We start from the raw sequence: 19,321 nt of genomic DNA on the forward strand, positions 1-19,321 counted from the left end.
GTTGACCACTGCTCACCATCAATCTTTTAATATTTTATTGACCACGTCTCGCACTTCGTAGATGTCAAATGGTTTTGTAAAGTAATGCTTAGCACCAAGAGCCTCAGCTTCTTTAATCAAATCCAACTCTCCATATGCTGTCATCATAAGTACAGGTAGGTCAGGTAATTGCTTATTTATACGTTTTAGTATTTCAATCCCATCCATACCAGGAATTTTCATATCTAATAAGACACAATCCATCATTATTTTATCTATATATTGCAATGCTTCAAGACCGTTAGCCGCTAGATATGTTTCATAGCCCTCTTTCTTGAACACTTCATTGAGTAGCAAGCGAATTCCTTGTTGGTCGTCTACTATAAGTATTTTTTTCACCTTTACCATACTCCCTTTTTTTATTCCCCCGTACGTATTATTCGATAATATACCTCATTTTCCCTTTTAATACATTAAAATAATTCATTTTGCATTTAAAATGAACAATTATTATAATAAAAGCCGTGAGGTGAATATTATGTTGAAAATGTTATCGACACAGCTCGGCGGTCTCTTACAAAGAATTTCCACTAGTCAAGAAGAAGCAATTGAAGAAACTGCTCGTTTATTAGCGCAAGCAGGTGTCGCCGAAGGAACGGTATATTTTGCTTGTTTTGATGAAATGCAAGCAATTGAAAATAATGCTTTGCACAGTGCAGAACCTTTTACAAAATTAAAACCTTGGTCTAAAGATACAAAATTAGTCTCAATAGACCGTGTATGTATTTTCACTCGTCATGCAAACGATCCACAGGCTCTCGAATTGGCACATTCATTATACGATTTATTTATTCCATTTGCTGTAGTTGCAAGTGAAAAAGCTGAAGATAGTGGCGAGATGGCTGATTTAGCTTATACCTATGTATCTCTGGGCATCAAAAAAGGGTTATTGCCTAATGATGCAGGTGAACGTATTGTGCTGCCATATAGTTTCGCCGCTATGTTTGTATATGAAGCTGTGAAAATGTCTTATGACGAAATGCTATCAAACGATTAGTAATAATCCAACTCTTTTTTAGACCACTCTAGAGGTTCTTGGAGTGGTTTTTTGATGTTTTTTAGTTAGCCCAATAATTTTCATTACTATTATAGTATGGTCTAATTTATTTATTTTCTACAAAAAAGAGACTACTCTTCATTTAAACATGTGGAGTAGTCTCTTTGTATAAATCTTTTTATTTTGAGCTAGCGAAATTTGTATGCTAGTGACTCAATTATATCTGTAAAATCAGTTTCATACGATCCTTACAACGATATTCAAGTCTTACGCAAAATCAGTATTTATTTAACTGCTGCTGCGATGAATTCTCTAAATAGTGGTTGTGGACGGTTCGGACGTGAGATAAATTCTGGGTGGAATTGAGATGCCACGAAGAATTTGTTCTCTGGTAATTCAACAATTTCAACTAAACGGCCGTCTGGGCTTGTACCTGAGAAGACGAATCCTGCTGCTTCGAATGCTTCACGGTATTCGTTATTAAACTCATAACGATGACGATGACGTTCATAGACTATTTCTTCACCATATGCTTCCATAGCTTTAGAATCTGATTTTAATTTACATGGGAAAAGACCTAAACGAAGTGTTCCACCTAAATCCTCCACGTCTTTTTGTTCTGGTAAAAGATCGATGATAGGGTATTTAGTATCTGCATCAAGTTCTGATGAGTGCGCGCCTTCTAAGTTTAGAACGTTACGTGCAAATTCAACAGTTGCTAATTGCATTCCTAAGCAAATACCTAAGAACGGTACGTTATTTTCACGTGCATATTGAGTTGCAATGATTTTACCTTCAACACCACGGTCACCAAAGCCACCTGGTACAAGGATACCATCTGCATTTTTCAATAATTCTTCAACATTTTCAGCTGTAACATCTTCAGAATTGATCCAGTCTACATCAATATCTGCATCTACTGGGTATCCAGCGTGTTTTAATGCTTCAACTACTGATAAATAAGCATCTTGTAATTCAACATATTTACCAACAAGTGCAATTTTCACTGTTTTAGATAAGTTTAATACACGATCTACTAACTCAGTCCATTCAGCCATATCAGCTTGAGGAGCAGTGATACCAAAGTGTTCAAGAACGATATCATCCATACCTTGTGCTTGTAGGTTTAATGGTACTTCATATAAATGTTTTGCATCTTGACATTCAATAACGTTACTTGCTTTTACGTCACAGAATAGAGCTAATTTTTCTTTCATTTCTTGTGGCACTTCTTGTTCTGTACGTACTACAAGAAGAGTTGGTTGAATACCTAGAGAACGCAACTCTTTTACAGAGTGTTGTGTTGGTTTTGTTTTTAATTCACCAGCTGCTTTGATGTAAGGAATTAAAGTACAGTGAATGTACATTACGTTTTCCCCACCAAGATCTGATTTCATTTGTCGAATAGCTTCTAGGAATGGTAGTGATTCGATATCACCTACTGTTCCGCCTACTTCTGTAATAACCACATCCGCGCTTGTTTCACGACCTGCACGTTGGATACGCTCTTTAATTTCGTTTGTAATATGTGGAATAACTTGTACAGTTCCACCGTTATAATCTCCACGACGTTCTTTTCTCAAAACAGAAGAGTAAACACGTCCAGAAGTTACTGTACTGTGTTTTCCTAAGTTAATATCGATGAAACGTTCATAGTGACCTAAATCTAAATCTGCCTCTGCGCCATCATCTGTTACGAAAACTTCCCCGTGTTGATACGGGCTCATTGTACCCGGGTCAAGATTGATGTATGGGTCAAATTTTTGGATTGTTACTTCTAATCCACGGTTCTTCAATAAACGTCCAAGTGATGCAGCTGTAATACCTTTACCAAGTGATGATACAACCCCACCTGTTACGAAAATATATTTGGTCAAAGCCAATTCCTCCTTTAAATTAAACACTTATAAAAAAAATAAAAAACGCTCCTCCCGCATAATATGCAGGGGGAGCGTATAAATTATACGGTCATTCTCCTTTTAAGGAGCCCAAGTAAAAGATTATATGGAACTCAGCTAGAAGTCAAGAAATTATTCTTCTTCCTCTTCTTCTAACTCATCATCTTCTTCGTCAATTTCGAATTCATCTTCTTCTTCAAGCAAGTCTTCATCAAGGTCTTCATCGATATCATCGATTGCAACATCTTCGAATTCTTCCTCTTCCTCATCTTCTTCAGTTGGATCTTCAACGAATTCATCGAAGTTTTCATCGAAGTCTAATTCTTCTTCTTCAAGTTCAAGTTCATCTTCATCGTCAATTACAGCTTTAGCTTTTTTCTTGCGGACTTTTACTGTTGGCGCTGTTTCTTCTTCGATTTGTTCAATTGCATACCACTCGCGAAGTCCCCAACGGTTTTCACCTAGTACAATAAAGCGACCTTCAATGTTAAGGTCTGTATAAAATTGTTGCAAGCGCTCTTTTACTTCTGCATCAGTACAACCTTTTATTGTTTGGATTTCTTTCATCAGTTCTGGGAAAGTTAATGGTTGTTTTTTTGAATCTAAAATTCCGTATGCTAAATCGATAAACGATTCTTCTGATAGTTGTTCTTTTGTCATTTCACGAAAGTTCAAATCGTGCACGTCCCTTCTTAATACATAAACATAATATCCATTATATACAATCTTTCTTTGATTACGCCACAATCAATTATTCTTTTTTTGATTTCTCAATTGTCGATACCCAATAGCAAAAAGATATATGGAAAAAATAAGGATGGGGATGGCCCCTAATTGCTTGTTATACAAAAAGAATATAAGTACCAGGCAAATTATGATAAATAGACAATGTAGTAGGCTTTTCATATAAACAAGAACTCCTTAAAATTTGTTTTACTCCTTATTATACAAAAAATAAAAATGAAGGGGCTAATGAAATGATTAGTTCCTTCATTTTTTATTTTCCACTAATTTTTATCTCTTGATAGTATTGTACATTTCCATTACTTTTATAGGCATTGAAAGTGGCGTTTTAGATTGAGCTTGTTTGTACAATACTATTGAATGTCCTGGAGCAAAAGGATGTTGGTCAGATAGCCGTTGCCTCAGGATGTGGCATACTTAGGCTAACAGGATGTTATGTTAGTCAGGCAACCGTTGCGACAGGACGTCGCGTACTTAGGTTGCCTTCCTAAAGTTACATATCTCCATATCCAGCTTCGGACGCCAACTGCTTGGGTCACTTCGGTCTCTCGGACAAAAGCTTAAGTAATGCTTTTGTTTCGAGCCCTCCAGTGACTGGCGCAGCTAGACGGGCGTCCTCAGCATTTAATTTTATCCAGCTTCAGCGGCCAGCCCCTCGAGGTCACTTGGGCTAACAGGATGTTAGTCAGGCAACCGTCGCGACAGGACGTTGCGCATTTAGGTTGTCCTCTTTAATTCTCGGTCAAAGGCAAAAGCGCCTTTGATTCGAGCCTTCCAGTGCTTGTCGGAGGCCCACAGGATGTGGGTCAGATAGCCGTTGCCACAGGACGTGGCGTACTTAGGCTATCTTCCTTTCAACGGGCCGCTTCAGCATTTAATTTTATCCAGCTTCTGGCGCTAGCTGTTCGGGTCGTTTCGGTCGGGCACTCAAAGTCAAAAAGCGACATTGGCTTCCGCCCTCCAACGACCTCACAGCTTTACGAGCGCCTTCAGCATTTAATCACATATTCCTTCTGTATTGCCCGCCTACTTGGTATAGGGCGTTGGTGATTTGGCCTAGGCTTGCGTATTTTACTGTTTCCATTAGTTCTGCAAATATGTTGCCTCCTGTTACCGCTACTTCCTTTAGTTTTTGAATAGCGCCTTCAGCTTCATCGGCATGTTTTGCTTGGAATTTTTGTAGATTTTGAATTTGTGTTTCTTTTTCTTCTTGTGATGCTCTGGCAATTTCCATACTATCGATTGCTTCTGATGAAGGTGGATTTGGATTCAAGTATGTGTTAACACCGATGATTGGCAGTTCACCCGAGTGTTTCAGCATTTCATAGTACATGGATTCTTCTTGAATCTTACCACGTTGATATTGGGTTTCCATCGCTCCAAGAACTCCGCCTCTATCATTAATTCGATCAAATTCTTCCAATACTGCATTTTCAACAAGATCAGTTAGTTCTTCAATTATGAATGCACCTTGTAATGGATTTTCATTTTTTGTTAGCCCGTGTTCTTTTGTAATGATCATTTGAATAGCCATTGCGCGACGAACAGATTCTTCTGTTGGTGTTGTAATCGCTTCATCATAAGCATTCGTGTGTAATGAATTACAGTTATCATGCAATGCCATCAATGCTTGTAATGTTGTACGAATATCGTTAAAGTCGATTTCTTGTGCGTGTAAGCTACGACCAGAAGTTTGGATATGGTATTTTAGCTTCTGACTACGTTCATTTGCACCGTATTTATCACGCATAACAATAGACCAAATACGACGAGCTACTCGACCGATTACTGTATATTCTGGGTCTAAACCATTGGAGAAGAAGAACGATAGATTTGGTGCGAAATCATCAATATTCATTCCTCGACTTAAATAGTATTCCACATAAGTGAAACCATTAGCCAAAGTAAATGCTAACTGTGAAATTGGGTTCGCACCTGCTTCTGCAATATGATATCCAGAAATCGATACAGAATAATAGTTACGTACTTTTTGGTCAATGAAATATTGTTGAATATCCCCCATCATACGTAATGCGAATTCTGTAGAGAAAATACATGTATTCTGTCCCTGATCTTCTTTTAAAATGTCAGCCTGCACTGTACCACGCACAACTTGAAGGGTTTTTTCACGAACATCAGTGAATTCTTCTACAGTTAAACAGCGTCCTAATTTACCTTCTTGAATTTTCACTTGTTGATCAACAGCTGTGTTCATGAACATTGCTAAAATAATTGGAGCTGGTCCATTGATTGTCATCGAGACAGATGTAGATGGTGCACATAGATCAAAGCCATCATAAAGCTTCTTCATATCTTCTAGTGTACAAATACTAACTCCTGATTCGCCGACTTTACCATAAATATCTGGACGGTAATCTGGATCTTCACCGTACAACGTTACAGAGTCAAATGCAGTTGATAGGCGTTTTGCATCATCATCTTTAGATAAGTAATGGAAGCGTCTATTTGTACGTTCTGGTGTCCCTTCGCCAGCAAATTGGCGTTTCGGATCCTCTCCTTCGCGTTTGAAAGGGAAAACTCCTGCCGTATATGGAAATGAACCAGGTACATTTTCTTTATATACCCAACGTAATATCTCTCCGTAATCTACAAATTTCGGCAATACTACTTTTGGAATTTTTAAACCAGCTAGGCTAGTAGTTGTCAAAATTGTACGGATTTCTTTATCACGTACTTTTGTAACAAATTCATCTCCTGAGTATGCTTCCTTAAGCATTTTCCAATTCGCTAAAATGTTCTTTGATTCTGCTGTTAATTGATTTTTAATATCCTCCACTAATGAAGTCAGTGATGCAATTAATGCATCGTCTGGTGCTTTCTCCTGAACAGTTGTAATTGCCCCTTCTAATTGGAATAGCTTACGGGCAAATTCAACTTGCTGTTCAGACTTTTTATGATAATTACGAATAGCATCTGTAATTTCACGTAAGTAGTAACGTCGATCATTTGGAATGATGACATCTTGCTTTTGAGTTTTCACAAAATGTTCGTAAGATGTTACCCAATCAAGACCACATTTTTCGTTAATAACTTGAACAAGCTCTGCGAATAAAGAATTTGTTCCTTTGTCATTAAACTGGCTAGCTATTGTACCGAATACAGGCATTTCATCTAAGTTTTTTGTCCATAGTTCATGGCTACGTTGGTATTGTTTCTGTACTTGTCGAAGCGCATCTTCTGACCCTTTACGTTCGAATTTGTTAATGACAATTAGATCAGCAAAGTCAATCATATCAATTTTCTCAAGCTGAGTAGGTGCACCAAATTCACTTGTCATAACATACATGGACAAATCAGAAATTTTTGTAATAGCAGCATCCCCTTGACCGATACCACTTGTTTCAACAACGATTAGATCATATCCTGCTACCTTCACAACATCTAATACGTCAGCAATTGCATCTGAAAGCTCAGAGTGAGATCCCCGTGTTGCAAGACTACGCATATAAACGCGATTATTAAATATAGCATTCATACGAATACGGTCTCCAAGTAGAGCCCCACCAGTTTTTTGCTTCGTTGGATCAATTGATAGGATAGCAACTTTTTTATCCGGGAATTCCTGCAAAAATCGACGAATCAATTCATCAGTCAATGAACTTTTCCCTGCCCCACCTGTACCAGTTATACCGAGTACAGGAGTGTTTTTTGACAAACTCCGTGCTTTTTCTAGGAAGTCTGTTAACTCTCCATCTTTTGCTTCTTCAGCTGCAGTGATAAGTTGTGCTATTACTTCAGGTTGTTCCGTTGATAATGTATCTAACTTACTAATTAAGTTCTCTTTAATCGTAGTAAAGTCACTTTTTTCAATCATTTTATTAATCATGCCTTGTAATCCCAGTTCACGACCATCTTCAGGTGAAAATAGCCCTGCAATACCATACTCATGTAGTTCCTTAATTTCACGAGGTAAGATTACTCCTCCACCACCGCCGAAAATACCGATATGTGGAGCACCTTTTTCTCTAAACAGATCTTGCATGTATTTAAAATATTCAACGTGCCCCCCTTGATAAGAAGAAATCGCCACCCCTTGCGCATCTTCTTGGATTGCTGCGTTGACTACCTCTTCAACTGAGCGGTTATGTCCGAGATGAATTACTTCGACACCACTCGATTGCAAAATACGACGCATAATATTTACCGATGCATCATGGCCATCAAAAAGACTAGAAGCCGTGACAAATCTTACGTGATTTTTTGGACGATATACTGTTGCTTGAACCATATATAAGCTCCCCCTTGTTATGAACGAAAAACTAAGTTGTTTCTCTTACCATTCCCCTGAAATGATTGGAACAAAAAATGTGCAAGGTTCTAGAAACTAAAACTATATAAAAAGTTTGAGTTTTCGTACCGTGCACTCAGCGTAGAGTTACTTCTTCAAAATACCATTTAAGAAAATAGTCGTTTGCATATCGATATAATCATCAATTGTATAATTTCTTCTGAAAGCCCATCGTCTAAATGCCCACGTTTGGCCTTGCACCACGATATCATTTGCTATAAGGTTGATTTCTTTTTCTGATAGCGACAGTTCCCCAGACTGTACGCAACCAGCTAATAGATTCTCAAACAACCCCACCATTTCAAGTTCCTTTGTTAAAACGTAACGCAAAGCATCTTTTGGTAAAGATTTAGACTCCTGGTACATGACTAGAATTTCATCTGACATGGAATCTATAAGTAAAAAGTATTGGCGTATAGATGCTTTTAAGCCTGCTATTGTACCTTCTTCCGTCGGTAAATTTGCTAACCTTAAACTTACTTCACGATAAATATTGTCACAAACTAGATATAGTACATCTTCTTTTGTTCGAATATATTCATAAAGCGTTCCTATACTAAAACCAGCTTCTTTAGCAATTTCTCGAGTCGTCGTACGGTGAAACCCTTTTAGCTTAAACAATTTAACAGCGCCATGAATCATCTCATTCCGGCGCTTCTCTATCAGGCTTTCATCTTTAACCGACGATTCTACTTGTCTCTTATTTTGTCTTTTTACCATATATTATTTCGTTAACATACGAGAAATCACTAGACGTTGAATCTCTTGAGTTCCTTCGTAAATTTGTGTAATTTTCGCATCACGCATATATCGCTCTACTGGATAATCTTTTGTATAGCCGTAGCCACCAAATACTTGCACAGCCTCAGTTGTTACATTCATCGCTGTATCTCCAGCCATCAATTTCGCCATAGCTGATGCTTTACCATAAGGAAGATTGTTCGACTCTAACCATGCAGCTTGATATGTCAATAATCTTGAAGCTTCAATAGATGTAGCCATATCTGCTAGTTTAAAAGATACACCTTGATTTGCTGTAATTGGTTTGCCAAATTGAACACGCTCTTTTGCGTATGCAACAGATGCATCTAATGCACCTTGTGCAATACCGACTGCTTGAGCAGCAATACCATTACGACCGCCATCTAAAGTTTTCATCGCAATTTTAAAACCATCGCCTTCCACACCTAACAAGTTTTCTTTTGGCACACGGCAATTATCGAAAATAATTTCAGTTGTAGGTGATGAACGAATTCCAAGTTTCTTTTCTTTTTTACCAACCGAGAAACCTTCAAAATCAGATTCTACTATGAATGCACTGGTACCATTCTTAACTGTTGGGTCTGTAACAGCAAATACAACATAAATTTCAGCAATACCACCGTTTGTGATGAAGATTTTTGAGCCGTTTAAAATATAATCATCACCATCTAATTTTGCTGTAGTTTTCATACCACCTGCATCTGAGCCTGAGCTCGGCTCCGTTAAGCCATATCCGCCAATTTTAGTACCTTCAGCCATTGGTCGTAAGTATTTTTGTTTTTGTTCTTCATTACCAAATTTATAAATCGGCCATCCCGCTAAAGATGTATGTGCAGAAAGCGTTACTCCAGTCGAAGCACAAACACGAGATAATTCTTCAACTGCAATACAATAGGCTAAGAAGTCAGAACCAATACCACCATATTCTTCTGGCCACGGAATACCTGTTAATCCTAACTCTGCCATTTTATCAAATATTGCACGATCAAAAGTTTCTGTTTCGTCGCGTTCTGCTGCTGTTGGTGCTACTTCGTTTTCAGCGAAATCACGTACCATTTTACGAATCATTTCATGCTCTTCTGATAATTGAAAGTTCATCTCTTTTTCCACCTTTGTTTTAGTTTTTTCATCCCTATTTGTTTAAGTGTTTGCTTATAACAAGTCGTTGTATTTCACTAGTACCCTCGTAAATTTCCGTTACTTTGGCGTCTCGGAAAAAACGTTCAACCGGATAGTCCATTGTATAGCCATATCCTCCAAATACCTGAATTGCCTCTGTTGTTACTTCTACAGCAGTTTTTGAAGCGAAAAGCTTTGCCATAGATGCCTCCTTACCACAGGTTAATCCTTTGTTACGTAAATCTGCTGCACGGTACACGAGTAATCTGGACGCCTCGACTGCTGTTGCCATATCTGCTAATTTAAAACCTACACCCTGATTATTGGAGATTGGCTTCCCGAATTGGTGACGTTGTTGTGCGTAGGTAATCGCTTCTTCTAACGCAGCTTCAGCAATACCAAGCGCCTGTGAAGCTATACCTATTCGACCAACGTCTAAGTTCGCCATGGCTATTTTAAAGCCGTCCCCCACTTGGCCGAGTAAATTTTCAGCAGGGACAATCATGTTATCGAAATTTAATTGAACTGTACGTGAGCCATGTAAACCCATTTTATGTTCATCCTTACCAATCACTAAGCCTTCAGTTTCTTTTTCCACAAGAAAGGCGGAAATCCCTTTTGAACCGAGCGATGGATCAGTTGAAGCAAAAACAATATATACATCTGCCTCTCCACCATTAGTGATAAATACCTTTGAACCGTTGATAATGTAATTATTGCCGTCCTTCACTGCTTTAGATTTTAATGAACCTGCGTCAGATCCTGCAGATGGTTCTGTTAAACAAAAAGCACCTAAATATTGTCCCGATGCGAGCTTTGGCACATACTTTTGTTTTTGTTCTTCATTACCAAAATAAAGAATAAGATTTGTCACAACCGATGTATGGACTGATAAGATCACGCCGATTGTCGCACTTACTTTTGATAACTCATTTATAGCTATAATATAGGATGTAAAATCCATATTTGCTCCACCGTACTGTTCTGGTGTTGTAATGCCCATTAGCCCTAGCTCTCCCATTTTAGCTAGTATATCGCGTGGAAATTCCCCATTTTCCATGCTCTCAACTTTTGGTGCAATTTCTGTTTGCGCAAAATCTCGTACCATCTTGCGCATCATTAGTTGTTCTTCTGTGAACATCAATTCCATAGTGGAACACCCCTTTTAAGATTCGTAGATGTAGAAGCCGCGTCCGGATTTCTTACCTAACCATCCTGCTTTCACGTATTTACGTAACAGTGGACATGGTCGGTATTTGCTATCACCAAAGCCTTCATATAATGTTTCCATAATATAGAGACACGTATCTAAACCGATAAAATCTGCTAATGTTAACGGTCCCATTGGATGATTCATGCCCAGCTTCATAACGTCATCAATAGCTTCCTTAGTTGCTACACCTTCATAAAGTGTGTAGATGGCTTCGTTGATCATCGGCATTAATATGCGGTTTGCAACAAACCCCGGAAAATCATTTACTTCCACTGGCACTTTTTCAAGCTTTTTAGTCATGTCTTCAATTGTTTGATAGACATCATCTGCAGTAGCTAAGCCTCGAATAATTTCAACGAGCTTCATGACTGGTACAGGATTCATAAAATGCATCCCAATAACTTGCTCTGGACGATTAGTCACAGCTGCCAACTCTGTAATCGGTAATGATGAAGTGTTAGAAGCTAAAATAGCATGTGCTGGTGCGATAGTATCCAGCTGTTTGAAAATAGATTGTTTAATTTCCATATTTTCAACAGCTGCTTCGATAACTAAATCAACATCATTTGCATCATTAATATCAAGAGATTTTGTTAGACGACCTAGAATGGCTTCTTTTTCACTCTCCGTCATACGCCCTTTATCAACATTACGAGAAAGATTTTTTGTAATCGTTCCTAAACCTCTTGCAAAAAACTCTTCCTTCATATCATTTAGTTTTACGTCAAATCCTGCTTGCGCGCATACTTGTGCGATACCAGAGCCCATTTGACCGGCTCCAATTACCATTATTTTCTGAATACTCATTACTCGAATCCCCCCGTTTTTGGTACTTCAATCATGATGGCATCTCCTTGGCCTCCGCCAGAACAAATAGCCGCAATACCAATACCTCCGCCACGACGTTTTAATTCATAAGCTAAAGTCAGAATAATTCGTGCACCTGATGCCCCAATCGGATGCCCTAATGCTACTGCCCCACCATTGACATTAACTTTCTCTTCATCTAGAGCTGCAATTTGATTACTTGCTAGCGCAACAGCTGCAAACGCTTCGTTAATTTCAAATAAATCGATTTCTTGTAATGCTTTCCCTGTCTTTTCTAAAATTTTGTTGATGACTAAGCCTGGCGTTTGTGGAAAGTGCTGTGGTTCTACCCCAACTTCTGCGTGCCCTAAAATGTATGCAAGTGGTGTATGATTTTCTGCTTTAGCACGTTCTTCATTCATAAGAACTACTGCACAAGCTCCATCATTAATACCCGGTGCATTTCCAGCTGTAATCGTACCCTCAGTCGTAAACGCTGCTCTAAGGTTTGTTAAAGATTGAAGTGACGTATCTCTTCTTGGCGCTTCATCTGTATCAATTTCTAACGGATTTCCTTTGCGCTGTGGAATCGTCACTGACACAATTTCTTCTGCGAATTTACCAGTGTCAATTGCATCTAATGCTCTTTTATGACTACGATACGCCCATTCGTCTTGCACTTCTCTTGAGAGTGAAAATTCTTTTGCTGTGCTGTCTCCGTATGTTCCCATATGTACATGTTGTGGATCGAATGCACAAGATAAGCCGTCATAGACCATGCCGTCTATCATAGTTGCATCTCCCATGCGTAAGCCAAACCTACCTTTTGGTAAATAGTAAGGCGCATTTGACATTGACTCCATGCCACCTGCTACGATAACTTCCTCGTCCCCTAAACGAATCAGTTGATCGGCTAATGTCACACTACGTAATCCCGATGCGCAAACCTTATTCACTGTTTCTGTTTTCACCGACCACGGAATTCCGGCTTTTGAAGCAGCTTGCCGAGACGGTATTTGACCTTGGCCTGCTTGTAATACACTCCCCATAATAACTTCATCTACTTGATGTGGTAGGATGTTTGCTCTTTGCAAAGCTGCTTGAATAGCAACTCCTCCTAAATCACTGGCAGTAAGAGTACTTAATGCTCCACCAAATTTCCCAAATGCTGTTCGCGCACCATCTAAAATCACTGTTTTTGCCAAATCAGACACCCCTTGTCTTCGTTATGCATACGCTTACATTATTCTTTTTAAAGAAACGAGAATTCAATTAATCTCTCGACTGAACGCTCGCTCAACAAAATTTTAGAAAAAAAGAGAGCGTCTAGCACTCTCTTATTCTACTTAGTAATATTGTACATAATTACCAATTTCAATGCAATTAATTATTGGACAATTGGTTCTTCAACAACTTCTTCTACAGGTGGTTTATATTCTCCACATACTGATTTCTCTAGTAATTCAGCAATATCATATGTGCCAACCTGTTCTTCCACTTCTTTCGCTTTTGTACCGTCTGAAAGCATCGTTAAGCAATACGGGCAACCTGATGAAATCATCGTTGGATTCACCGCAAGTGCTTGCTCAGTTCTTGCTACATTCACTCGGTTACCAACGTGCTCTTCCATCCACATTAAGCCTCCACCAGCTCCACAACACATACCAGTTTCACGATTACGTTCCATCTCAACTAACTTCACACCTGGAATGGCTTTTAAGATTTCACGCGGTGGATCATAAACATCATTGTATCGGCCTAAGTAACACGAATCATGGAACGTAATAGTTTCTTCTATTGCAAATTGTGGTTTTAGACGCCCTTGTTTTACTAAGTCATAAAGTAATTCTGTATGGTGATATACTTCACCTGTCCAACCAAAATCACTATATTCATTTTTAAAAATATTATATGCATGTGGATCAATCGTTACTAATTTTGTAATGCCTGTTTTTTCAAATTCACTAATATTAGCTGTTGCTAACTCTTGGAATAAGAATTCATTACCAAGACGACGTGGTGTGTCTCCTGAATTCTTTTCTTTGTTACCTAAAATCGCAAATTTCACTCCTGCTTCATTCATCAATTTCGCAAAAGATAATGCAATTTTTTGTGAGCGGTTATCAAATGACCCCATTGAACCAACCCAGAATAAGTACTCGAACTCTTCACCAGCTTTTGATACTTCTTTCACCGTTGGAATATGAACATCTGGGCGAGCATCGCGCCAATTTTCTTTTTCTTTACGGTTAATCCCCCACGGATTCCCTTGTCTTTCAATGTTAGTCATTGCGCGTTGTGCGTCTGGATTCACACGTCCTTCTGTCATTGTTAAATATCGACGAAGGTCAATAATTTTATCAACGTGCTCATTCATTACTGGACATTGGTCTTCACAGTTACGGCAAGTTGTACAAGCCCATATTTCCTCTTCTGTGATGACATCTCCGATTAATGATGGACTATAGATATCTTCAATAACAGCACCTTCCGCTCCAGCTGCAAGGGCTAACTGATTTCCTTTTGCTTTATTGAACATGAATGTTGGTACCCAAGGTTGTTGACGTGTTGCAACGGCACCTGTAAATGTTAAGTGATCACGTAATTTTGTAATTAAGTCCATAGGTGACAACATTTTTCCTGTTCCACTTGCTGGACACATATTCGTACAACGGCCACATTCTACACATGCATACAAATCAATTAGTTGTAGTTGTGTGAAATCTGTAATTTTCCCAACACCAAACGATGGAATTTCTTCTTCTCCATCTTCCCCTTCTTCTTCCATCTCTTCAAAGTTAATAGGCGTTAGCTTACCAACATGATCTAAACGGTTGAAGTAAACATTCACTGGACCCGCAATTAGATGCGCGTGTTTTGATTGTGGTACATACACTAAGAAAGTTAACAAAATTAATAAATGAATCCACCACATAACAAAGAACACAACAGTTGCAGCTGTTGGTGGTAAAAATCCAAATACCGTAGCTATAGATGATGCAATTGGCTCTGACCAAGTAGCAGCATGATCATGCCAAATCATACCCATACCATTACCTACTAGAACTGTAACCATCAATCCACCGATAAAAATTAATACTAATCCTGATTTAAAGCCACGCTTTAAGCGGACGAGCTTCTCAATATAGCGACGGTAAAACGCCCAAACAACAGCGACTAAAATTACTAACGACACAATTTCCTGCATGAATGTGAAATACGGATATACGGGTCCTAAAGGTAAATGAGATCCCGGTTTTAATCCTTTCCAGATAAAATCAATTGCCCCTAGTTGAACTAGTATGAAGCCATAGAAAAACATAACATGGATAATTCCACTTTTTTTATCTTTTAATAACTTCTTCTGTCCAAATACATACACCCAAATTTTGTGTAAACGTGCTTTAACATCATTGTCAAATTCTACTTGTTTCCCCATTTTGACGAATTCATAACGCGTCTTTAACAAGTAACCGAATAAAAATAAACCATAAGCTACTACTACTAAAAATAGTATCCAGTTTGCAATTAACAATGGATTCATAACATTTCCCCCTCTGTGATGCTCGATATACGATTGTTACATTTCGTTAAAACGCACGCTAAGTGATTTACCATGAAATGTATATGTTTTAACCATTGTAAAATATGAATGAGCATTCAGTCAACAATATTTGCAGAATTCATAATTTTAAGTTTACCAATGATTTCGTATAAATTTTCCGTTGTCTTGTTGCTTATACATGTTTCTCAAAGTTTATTAAAAATTCTAGCATAATTCCAATTGAATTACATGTGAATTCTGAATTTTCCTTAATATGAATATTGAATAATAAAATCAACTCATAATTTTATAGATAAACTTGCAACCTATTTCATTAAAAATGCTCTAAAAAAAGACTAACGAATTACTTATTAAGTAATTTGTTAGTCTTCAATTTATTAAAAAACTATAGGTTCTAATAATTGGCCAAAATGTTGTTCTGCCGACTTTACGTGTTCTTCAGAAATACCTAGTAAAATTACAGTCGCTGGGCCAGCCGTTTTTTTACAGTCTAATGAGCTTGAAAAAGAAACGTCGCCAAATAAACTTCTAACTTCAGAGTGGATTCCCTTTGACCCGACAGGCCAAATACGTCCAATAACATTTGAATCGAGCGCTTTTTTCACTACTAATAAATTCGCAATATATTCGGGATGCTCCAGTAATTCATTCCCTACTAACGGTTTACCATATGTAAACCAATGAAGCTTTTTGACATCCGTTAAAGGTCGAATCGGAGCCCCTATCATTGTGATAGCAACACCAGATTGTAAAGTAGGCATATTCGTTTCAGAACTGCCTTTGATCGGTGGTACTGGCAAACTTAATTCATCAAATAATTGCGTAATACCTTTCACATAACGTCCCCAGCTCGATTCACTACTGAAATTATGCATAACTATTGCTTCTGGTTCTGCACCAGCTGCCCATTGTTCTAGTAATGTCACTCTAGCAGAATAATAACTTGTTACATCATCTGGCACATGAACGACATCTTGCTCTTTTTCTCCAATTGCTCCGGAATTATCTGTTGTAACGATAAAGCCATTCGATAATTGCATAGCATTTCTCATTTTTTAATGTGCCTCTTTTCGTTGAAAGGCACGAGAAAATACTGGAATTACAACCGCTGCAATTACAACATTCAAAAGCGTTGTCATTAGTAATACTGGTACCATCGAAAAGAAAAACTCCGGTGAATTCAGCCAATAAAATGGTAACGGCGCTAAAATTCCGTTAGCGATCATAGCAAAAATCCATTTCAAATATTTACTTCCCGCATTATGAAGCTTAGCAAAGCCCCATAGTATGATGAACATTTCTACAGCAATTAAGATATGCAATGGACCTAGGAAAGAACCGCCTGTCATTGCCGATATAAGATGACCAATCGCTGCCGCAGCACCTGCCGCTACTGGTGGTAAAAAGACTGCACCTAGAAAAGCAGGAGCCGAATCAAGTGCCATAGAACCTAGCCCACCCGGCACTTTAATCATTGCCCCTACTGCACATAGAGCTGCAATCATAGCTGTTAAAGTTAAGGTCTTAAGTTTCATAATTAATCATTCATTCCTTTGCTTTTTTTGAACGACCACCATCTTTAAATACTTTGGCACTTCGAACGTATTCAGTATCTGGTACATTTAAGCGAGCGTTTACTACGCGTGCAGCTGCAAATAAATAATCAGATAAACGGTTTAAGTAGCGTTGTACAACTAATGGCACATCGCCCTCTTCTGACTCTTTTAGTAAAGTGACCATTTGACGCTCTGCTCGACGAGTAATTGTTCGTGCAATGTGTAAAGTAGCCGCTGCAGGTGAACCCCCAGGTAAGATGAATCTTTCAAGTAATGGTGGTTCATCCATTAGTACATCAATTCGTTTTTCCATAATTTCTATCGGTCCATCTGTCATTTTGTAATGACGTTCTTTCATGACATTAGCAAGATCTCCACCACAATCGAATAATTCGTTTTGCATTGCTTCTAAGTCTTCTAATATATCTTTGAAAATAGCAGGATCTAATTCCGTCATTGCTTTACCGATAAATGAATTTAATTCATCAATTGTGCCGTAAGTTTCAACGCGCTGACTATCTTTATCAACTCGTGCTCCGATAATACTTGTTTTCCCTTTATCACCTGTACGTGTATATAGGTTCATCTCTCGTCCTTCTTTCCTGATTTATTTTATTGTTTCAGCTATACCATACCAAATACGAGTTATTTGTGGGCTAATTTTAAATAATTTCTGATAAAATCTTCCACAAATATCACGGATCTTACGCGTATTAGCATCAATTGGGACAATGCCTCTGCCCATTTCTGTCACAATAACAATAAGTTCCTTCTCTGTTCCTAATGCTTGCAGTTGCTGCAATATTTGAGAAGCTAATGTATCCTCATCGATATCCAAATGTTTTGCCACGAAATTTTCAAGACCTGAGACAACAATTGTCGAAGCTTCAGGAACAGCCGTTGGTAACTCACTTTCTAGCCAAGCAACATCTTTTTCCCCTTTTTCTTCTAGCCATTTTCTTACATAGTCTCTTTTACCATTATAGGCTCCACCGATAAAAACGTGCATCGTTGTCCCTCCTCGAACTGTTTCTTCGTTGACCAGTGTAATAGATATCGCTCATTATGAGGTACTTGCCAATCCCAAAAGTTTTTTTCCTCTGGTGCGAATTGCATTAACAACGTTCTAATTGAACCTCCATGAGCGACTATCTTGTAATTCACCATATCTTTTGGCAACGATTTGACGGCTTCTGTAACGCGAAACATAACTTGCTGTAATGTCTCGCCATTTGGTGGTGCTATTTCATATGGATCGTCTATCCAATTACGATAGGCTTGTATATCTTTTAACTGGTCATAAGTTTTGCATTCAAAATCACCAAAATGACTTTCACGAAATCCTTTATTACTCACGTAGGTAGCATTCGGAAAATAATAAGCAGCAGTTTCCTTACAACGTATTAAATCACTTCCGAAAACGACAGGAGCTAACTCATCTATTACCGGCAAATTTTGATTAGGAATAATTGGCTCATCAGTCCAGCCAAGATACTTCCTTTCAACATTACTTTTAGTTTTAGCATGACGCATTAACTCAATAGTAATAGCGTAATCCATAAAATGGCCTCCATTCCTTCAATAAAAGCACCAAGTAAATCACCTGAGCTACCGCGGAAATTACGCACAGTCCAAATTTTATACAGGCCTGATGCAACAACTACAACCACAAGTAATATAAGAGGTAAGATGAAATCCCCACTCCACCAAATTATAAAAAACAAGCCAATAAGCATTGATACGCAAGTCATAACAAGAAATTGAGGTACATATAGTTTTTCTTTAAAAAAGTAGGCTAACCCTTTTTGCTTTGAACATTTTGTCTGGATAAAATATAAGGACATTCCCAGCCGTGCTAAAAATGGTACCGCGACAATCCACATAATCGACAGTTCGCCTTTTTCAATCAATTCAGCTAAAAAGAAAATTTTCGTTAGTACTAAGAACAATAAGGACATTGCACCAAAAGCTCCAATACGAGGATCATCTAAAATTTCTAGTCGCTTCTCAGTATCACGGTAGGAAAAAAATGCATCTCCCATATCAACCCAGCCATCTAAATGCAATCCACCTGTACAAATGATAAATCCAACAACAAGTAAAAAGGCCGTTAATAATGGGCTGATATCTGTCCATTGTTGCAAACTATAAAAAACAGAAGCCATGACTACACCCATACATGCACCTAACCAAGGTAGGAACGAGAACATCCCCGTTATCGTCGGCTTTGTAAGTGGTAATTCTTTATGAACTGGCACGACGGTAAAAAATTGAAAAGAAAGTAAAATACTATGGACAATCGTACGCAAAAG

Annotated in this window: 17 protein-coding genes; 1 reads left to right on the forward strand and 16 read right to left on the reverse strand. The window is 38.2% G+C overall.

What is annotated here, in order from left to right; genetic code table 11:
- Positions 1–18 precede the first annotated feature (18 nt).
- The gene (locus MHH85_RS17270) at positions 19–378 is read right to left on the reverse strand and encodes a response regulator (RefSeq protein WP_038180081.1); all 360 of its coding nucleotides are present in this window, start codon (positions 376–378) and stop codon (positions 19–21) included.
- A 139-nt stretch (positions 379–517) separates the two neighbouring features.
- On the opposite strand from MHH85_RS17270, the gene MHH85_RS17275 reads away from it, so the two are divergent.
- Entirely contained in the window at positions 518–1,036 is a 519-nt protein-coding gene (locus MHH85_RS17275) for a DUF2529 family protein (protein ID WP_340707867.1), read from the forward strand.
- Positions 1,037–1,320: 284 nt separating this feature from the next.
- Here MHH85_RS17275 and MHH85_RS17280 read toward each other — a convergent pair whose 3' ends face one another.
- From MHH85_RS17280 to cobS, 15 genes are all read right to left on the reverse strand, one after another.
- The gene (locus MHH85_RS17280; protein ID WP_193738337.1) at positions 1,321–2,913 is read right to left on the reverse strand and encodes a CTP synthase; all 1,593 of its coding nucleotides are present in this window, start codon (positions 2,911–2,913) and stop codon (positions 1,321–1,323) included.
- A 153-nt stretch (positions 2,914–3,066) separates the two neighbouring features.
- Positions 3,067–3,618, reverse strand: coding sequence for a DNA-directed RNA polymerase subunit delta (rpoE, locus tag MHH85_RS17285; RefSeq protein ID WP_370588291.1), 552 nt, complete (start codon positions 3,616–3,618; stop codon positions 3,067–3,069).
- A 1,060-nt stretch (positions 3,619–4,678) separates the two neighbouring features.
- Positions 4,679–7,927 carry a fused isobutyryl-CoA mutase/GTPase IcmF gene (gene icmF / locus MHH85_RS17290; protein ID WP_193738335.1) on the reverse strand — a complete coding sequence of 1,083 codons (3,249 nt, stop codon included), beginning with the start codon at positions 7,925–7,927 and terminating at the stop codon, positions 4,679–4,681.
- A 147-nt stretch (positions 7,928–8,074) separates the two neighbouring features.
- Positions 8,075–8,707: a TetR/AcrR family transcriptional regulator gene (locus tag MHH85_RS17295; RefSeq protein ID WP_193738334.1), complete on the reverse strand. Its 633-nt coding sequence runs from the start codon at positions 8,705–8,707 to the stop codon at positions 8,075–8,077.
- Between the two features lie 3 nt (positions 8,708–8,710).
- Positions 8,711–9,847, reverse strand: a complete 1,137-nt coding sequence (locus MHH85_RS17300) for an acyl-CoA dehydrogenase (protein WP_053417911.1) — start codon at positions 9,845–9,847, stop codon at positions 8,711–8,713.
- Between the two features lie 34 nt (positions 9,848–9,881).
- A complete protein-coding gene (locus tag MHH85_RS17305) occupies positions 9,882–11,018 on the reverse strand; it encodes an acyl-CoA dehydrogenase (RefSeq protein WP_193738333.1) in 1,137 nt (378 codons plus the stop codon).
- 15 nt (positions 11,019–11,033) lie between these two features.
- Entirely contained in the window at positions 11,034–11,888 is an 855-nt protein-coding gene (locus tag MHH85_RS17310; protein ID WP_193738332.1) for a 3-hydroxybutyryl-CoA dehydrogenase, read from the reverse strand.
- The gene (locus MHH85_RS17315) at positions 11,888–13,093 is read right to left on the reverse strand and encodes an acetyl-CoA C-acetyltransferase (RefSeq protein WP_340707868.1); all 1,206 of its coding nucleotides are present in this window, start codon (positions 13,091–13,093) and stop codon (positions 11,888–11,890) included. Before MHH85_RS17315 ends, MHH85_RS17310 begins: the two co-directional genes overlap by 1 nt.
- A gap of 182 nt (positions 13,094–13,275) precedes the next feature.
- On the reverse strand, positions 13,276–15,432 hold the full coding sequence (locus tag MHH85_RS17320) for a (Fe-S)-binding protein (protein ID WP_340707869.1): 2,157 nt from the start codon (positions 15,430–15,432) through the stop codon (positions 13,276–13,278).
- Positions 15,433–15,830: 398 nt separating this feature from the next.
- Positions 15,831–16,505: an alpha-ribazole-5-phosphate synthase gene (locus MHH85_RS17325; RefSeq protein ID WP_340707870.1), complete on the reverse strand. Its 675-nt coding sequence runs from the start codon at positions 16,503–16,505 to the stop codon at positions 15,831–15,833.
- Positions 16,506–16,508: 3 nt separating this feature from the next.
- Positions 16,509–16,988, reverse strand: coding sequence for an ECF transporter S component (locus MHH85_RS17330; protein ID WP_340707871.1), 480 nt, complete (start codon positions 16,986–16,988; stop codon positions 16,509–16,511).
- A gap of 10 nt (positions 16,989–16,998) precedes the next feature.
- Positions 16,999–17,595, reverse strand: coding sequence for a cob(I)yrinic acid a,c-diamide adenosyltransferase (locus MHH85_RS17335; RefSeq protein WP_038180107.1), 597 nt, complete (start codon positions 17,593–17,595; stop codon positions 16,999–17,001).
- Between the two features lie 21 nt (positions 17,596–17,616).
- Positions 17,617–18,018: a bifunctional adenosylcobinamide kinase/adenosylcobinamide-phosphate guanylyltransferase gene (locus MHH85_RS17340; protein ID WP_340707872.1), complete on the reverse strand. Its 402-nt coding sequence runs from the start codon at positions 18,016–18,018 to the stop codon at positions 17,617–17,619.
- Positions 17,970–18,569 (reverse strand): histidine phosphatase family protein, encoded by a 600-nt coding sequence (locus MHH85_RS17345; RefSeq protein ID WP_340707873.1) that lies wholly within the window; start codon positions 18,567–18,569, stop codon positions 17,970–17,972. Before MHH85_RS17345 ends, MHH85_RS17340 begins: the two co-directional genes overlap by 49 nt.
- Entirely contained in the window at positions 18,542–19,318 is a 777-nt protein-coding gene (gene cobS, locus MHH85_RS17350; RefSeq protein ID WP_340707874.1) for an adenosylcobinamide-GDP ribazoletransferase, read from the reverse strand. The genes MHH85_RS17345 and cobS overlap by 28 nt, the downstream gene beginning before the upstream one ends.
- Positions 19,319–19,321 lie beyond the last annotated feature (3 nt).

It is taken from the genome of Viridibacillus sp. FSL E2-0187 (genome assembly GCF_038006425.1).
Lineage (GTDB): Bacteria > Bacillota > Bacilli > Bacillales_A > Planococcaceae > Viridibacillus > Viridibacillus arvi.

Bases quoted from the DNA above. Each gene is read 5' to 3' on its own strand.
- MHH85_RS17305 (WP_193738333.1), bottom strand. From the start codon at position 11,018: ATGGAATTGATGTTCACAGAAGAACAACTAATGATGCGCAAGATGGTA.
- MHH85_RS17345 (WP_340707873.1), bottom strand. From the start codon at position 18,569: ATGGATTACGCTATTACTATTGAGTTAATGCGTCATGCTAAAACTAAA.
- MHH85_RS17340 (WP_340707872.1), bottom strand. From the start codon at position 18,018: ATGCACGTTTTTATCGGTGGAGCCTATAATGGTAAAAGAGACTATGTA.
- icmF (WP_193738335.1), bottom strand. From the start codon at position 7,927: ATGGTTCAAGCAACAGTATATCGTCCAAAAAATCACGTAAGATTTGTC.
- MHH85_RS17300 (WP_053417911.1), bottom strand. From the start codon at position 9,847: ATGAACTTTCAATTATCAGAAGAGCATGAAATGATTCGTAAAATGGTA.
- MHH85_RS17330 (WP_340707871.1), bottom strand. From the start codon at position 16,988: ATGAAACTTAAGACCTTAACTTTAACAGCTATGATTGCAGCTCTATGT.
- MHH85_RS17325 (WP_340707870.1), bottom strand. From the start codon at position 16,505: ATGAGAAATGCTATGCAATTATCGAATGGCTTTATCGTTACAACAGAT.
- MHH85_RS17320 (WP_340707869.1), bottom strand. From the start codon at position 15,432: ATGAATCCATTGTTAATTGCAAACTGGATACTATTTTTAGTAGTAGTA.
- MHH85_RS17335 (WP_038180107.1), bottom strand. From the start codon at position 17,595: ATGAACCTATATACACGTACAGGTGATAAAGGGAAAACAAGTATTATC.
- MHH85_RS17310 (WP_193738332.1), bottom strand. From the start codon at position 11,888: ATGAGTATTCAGAAAATAATGGTAATTGGAGCCGGTCAAATGGGCTCT.
- MHH85_RS17275 (WP_340707867.1), top strand. From the start codon at position 518: ATGTTGAAAATGTTATCGACACAGCTCGGCGGTCTCTTACAAAGAATT.
- MHH85_RS17295 (WP_193738334.1), bottom strand. From the start codon at position 8,707: ATGGTAAAAAGACAAAATAAGAGACAAGTAGAATCGTCGGTTAAAGAT.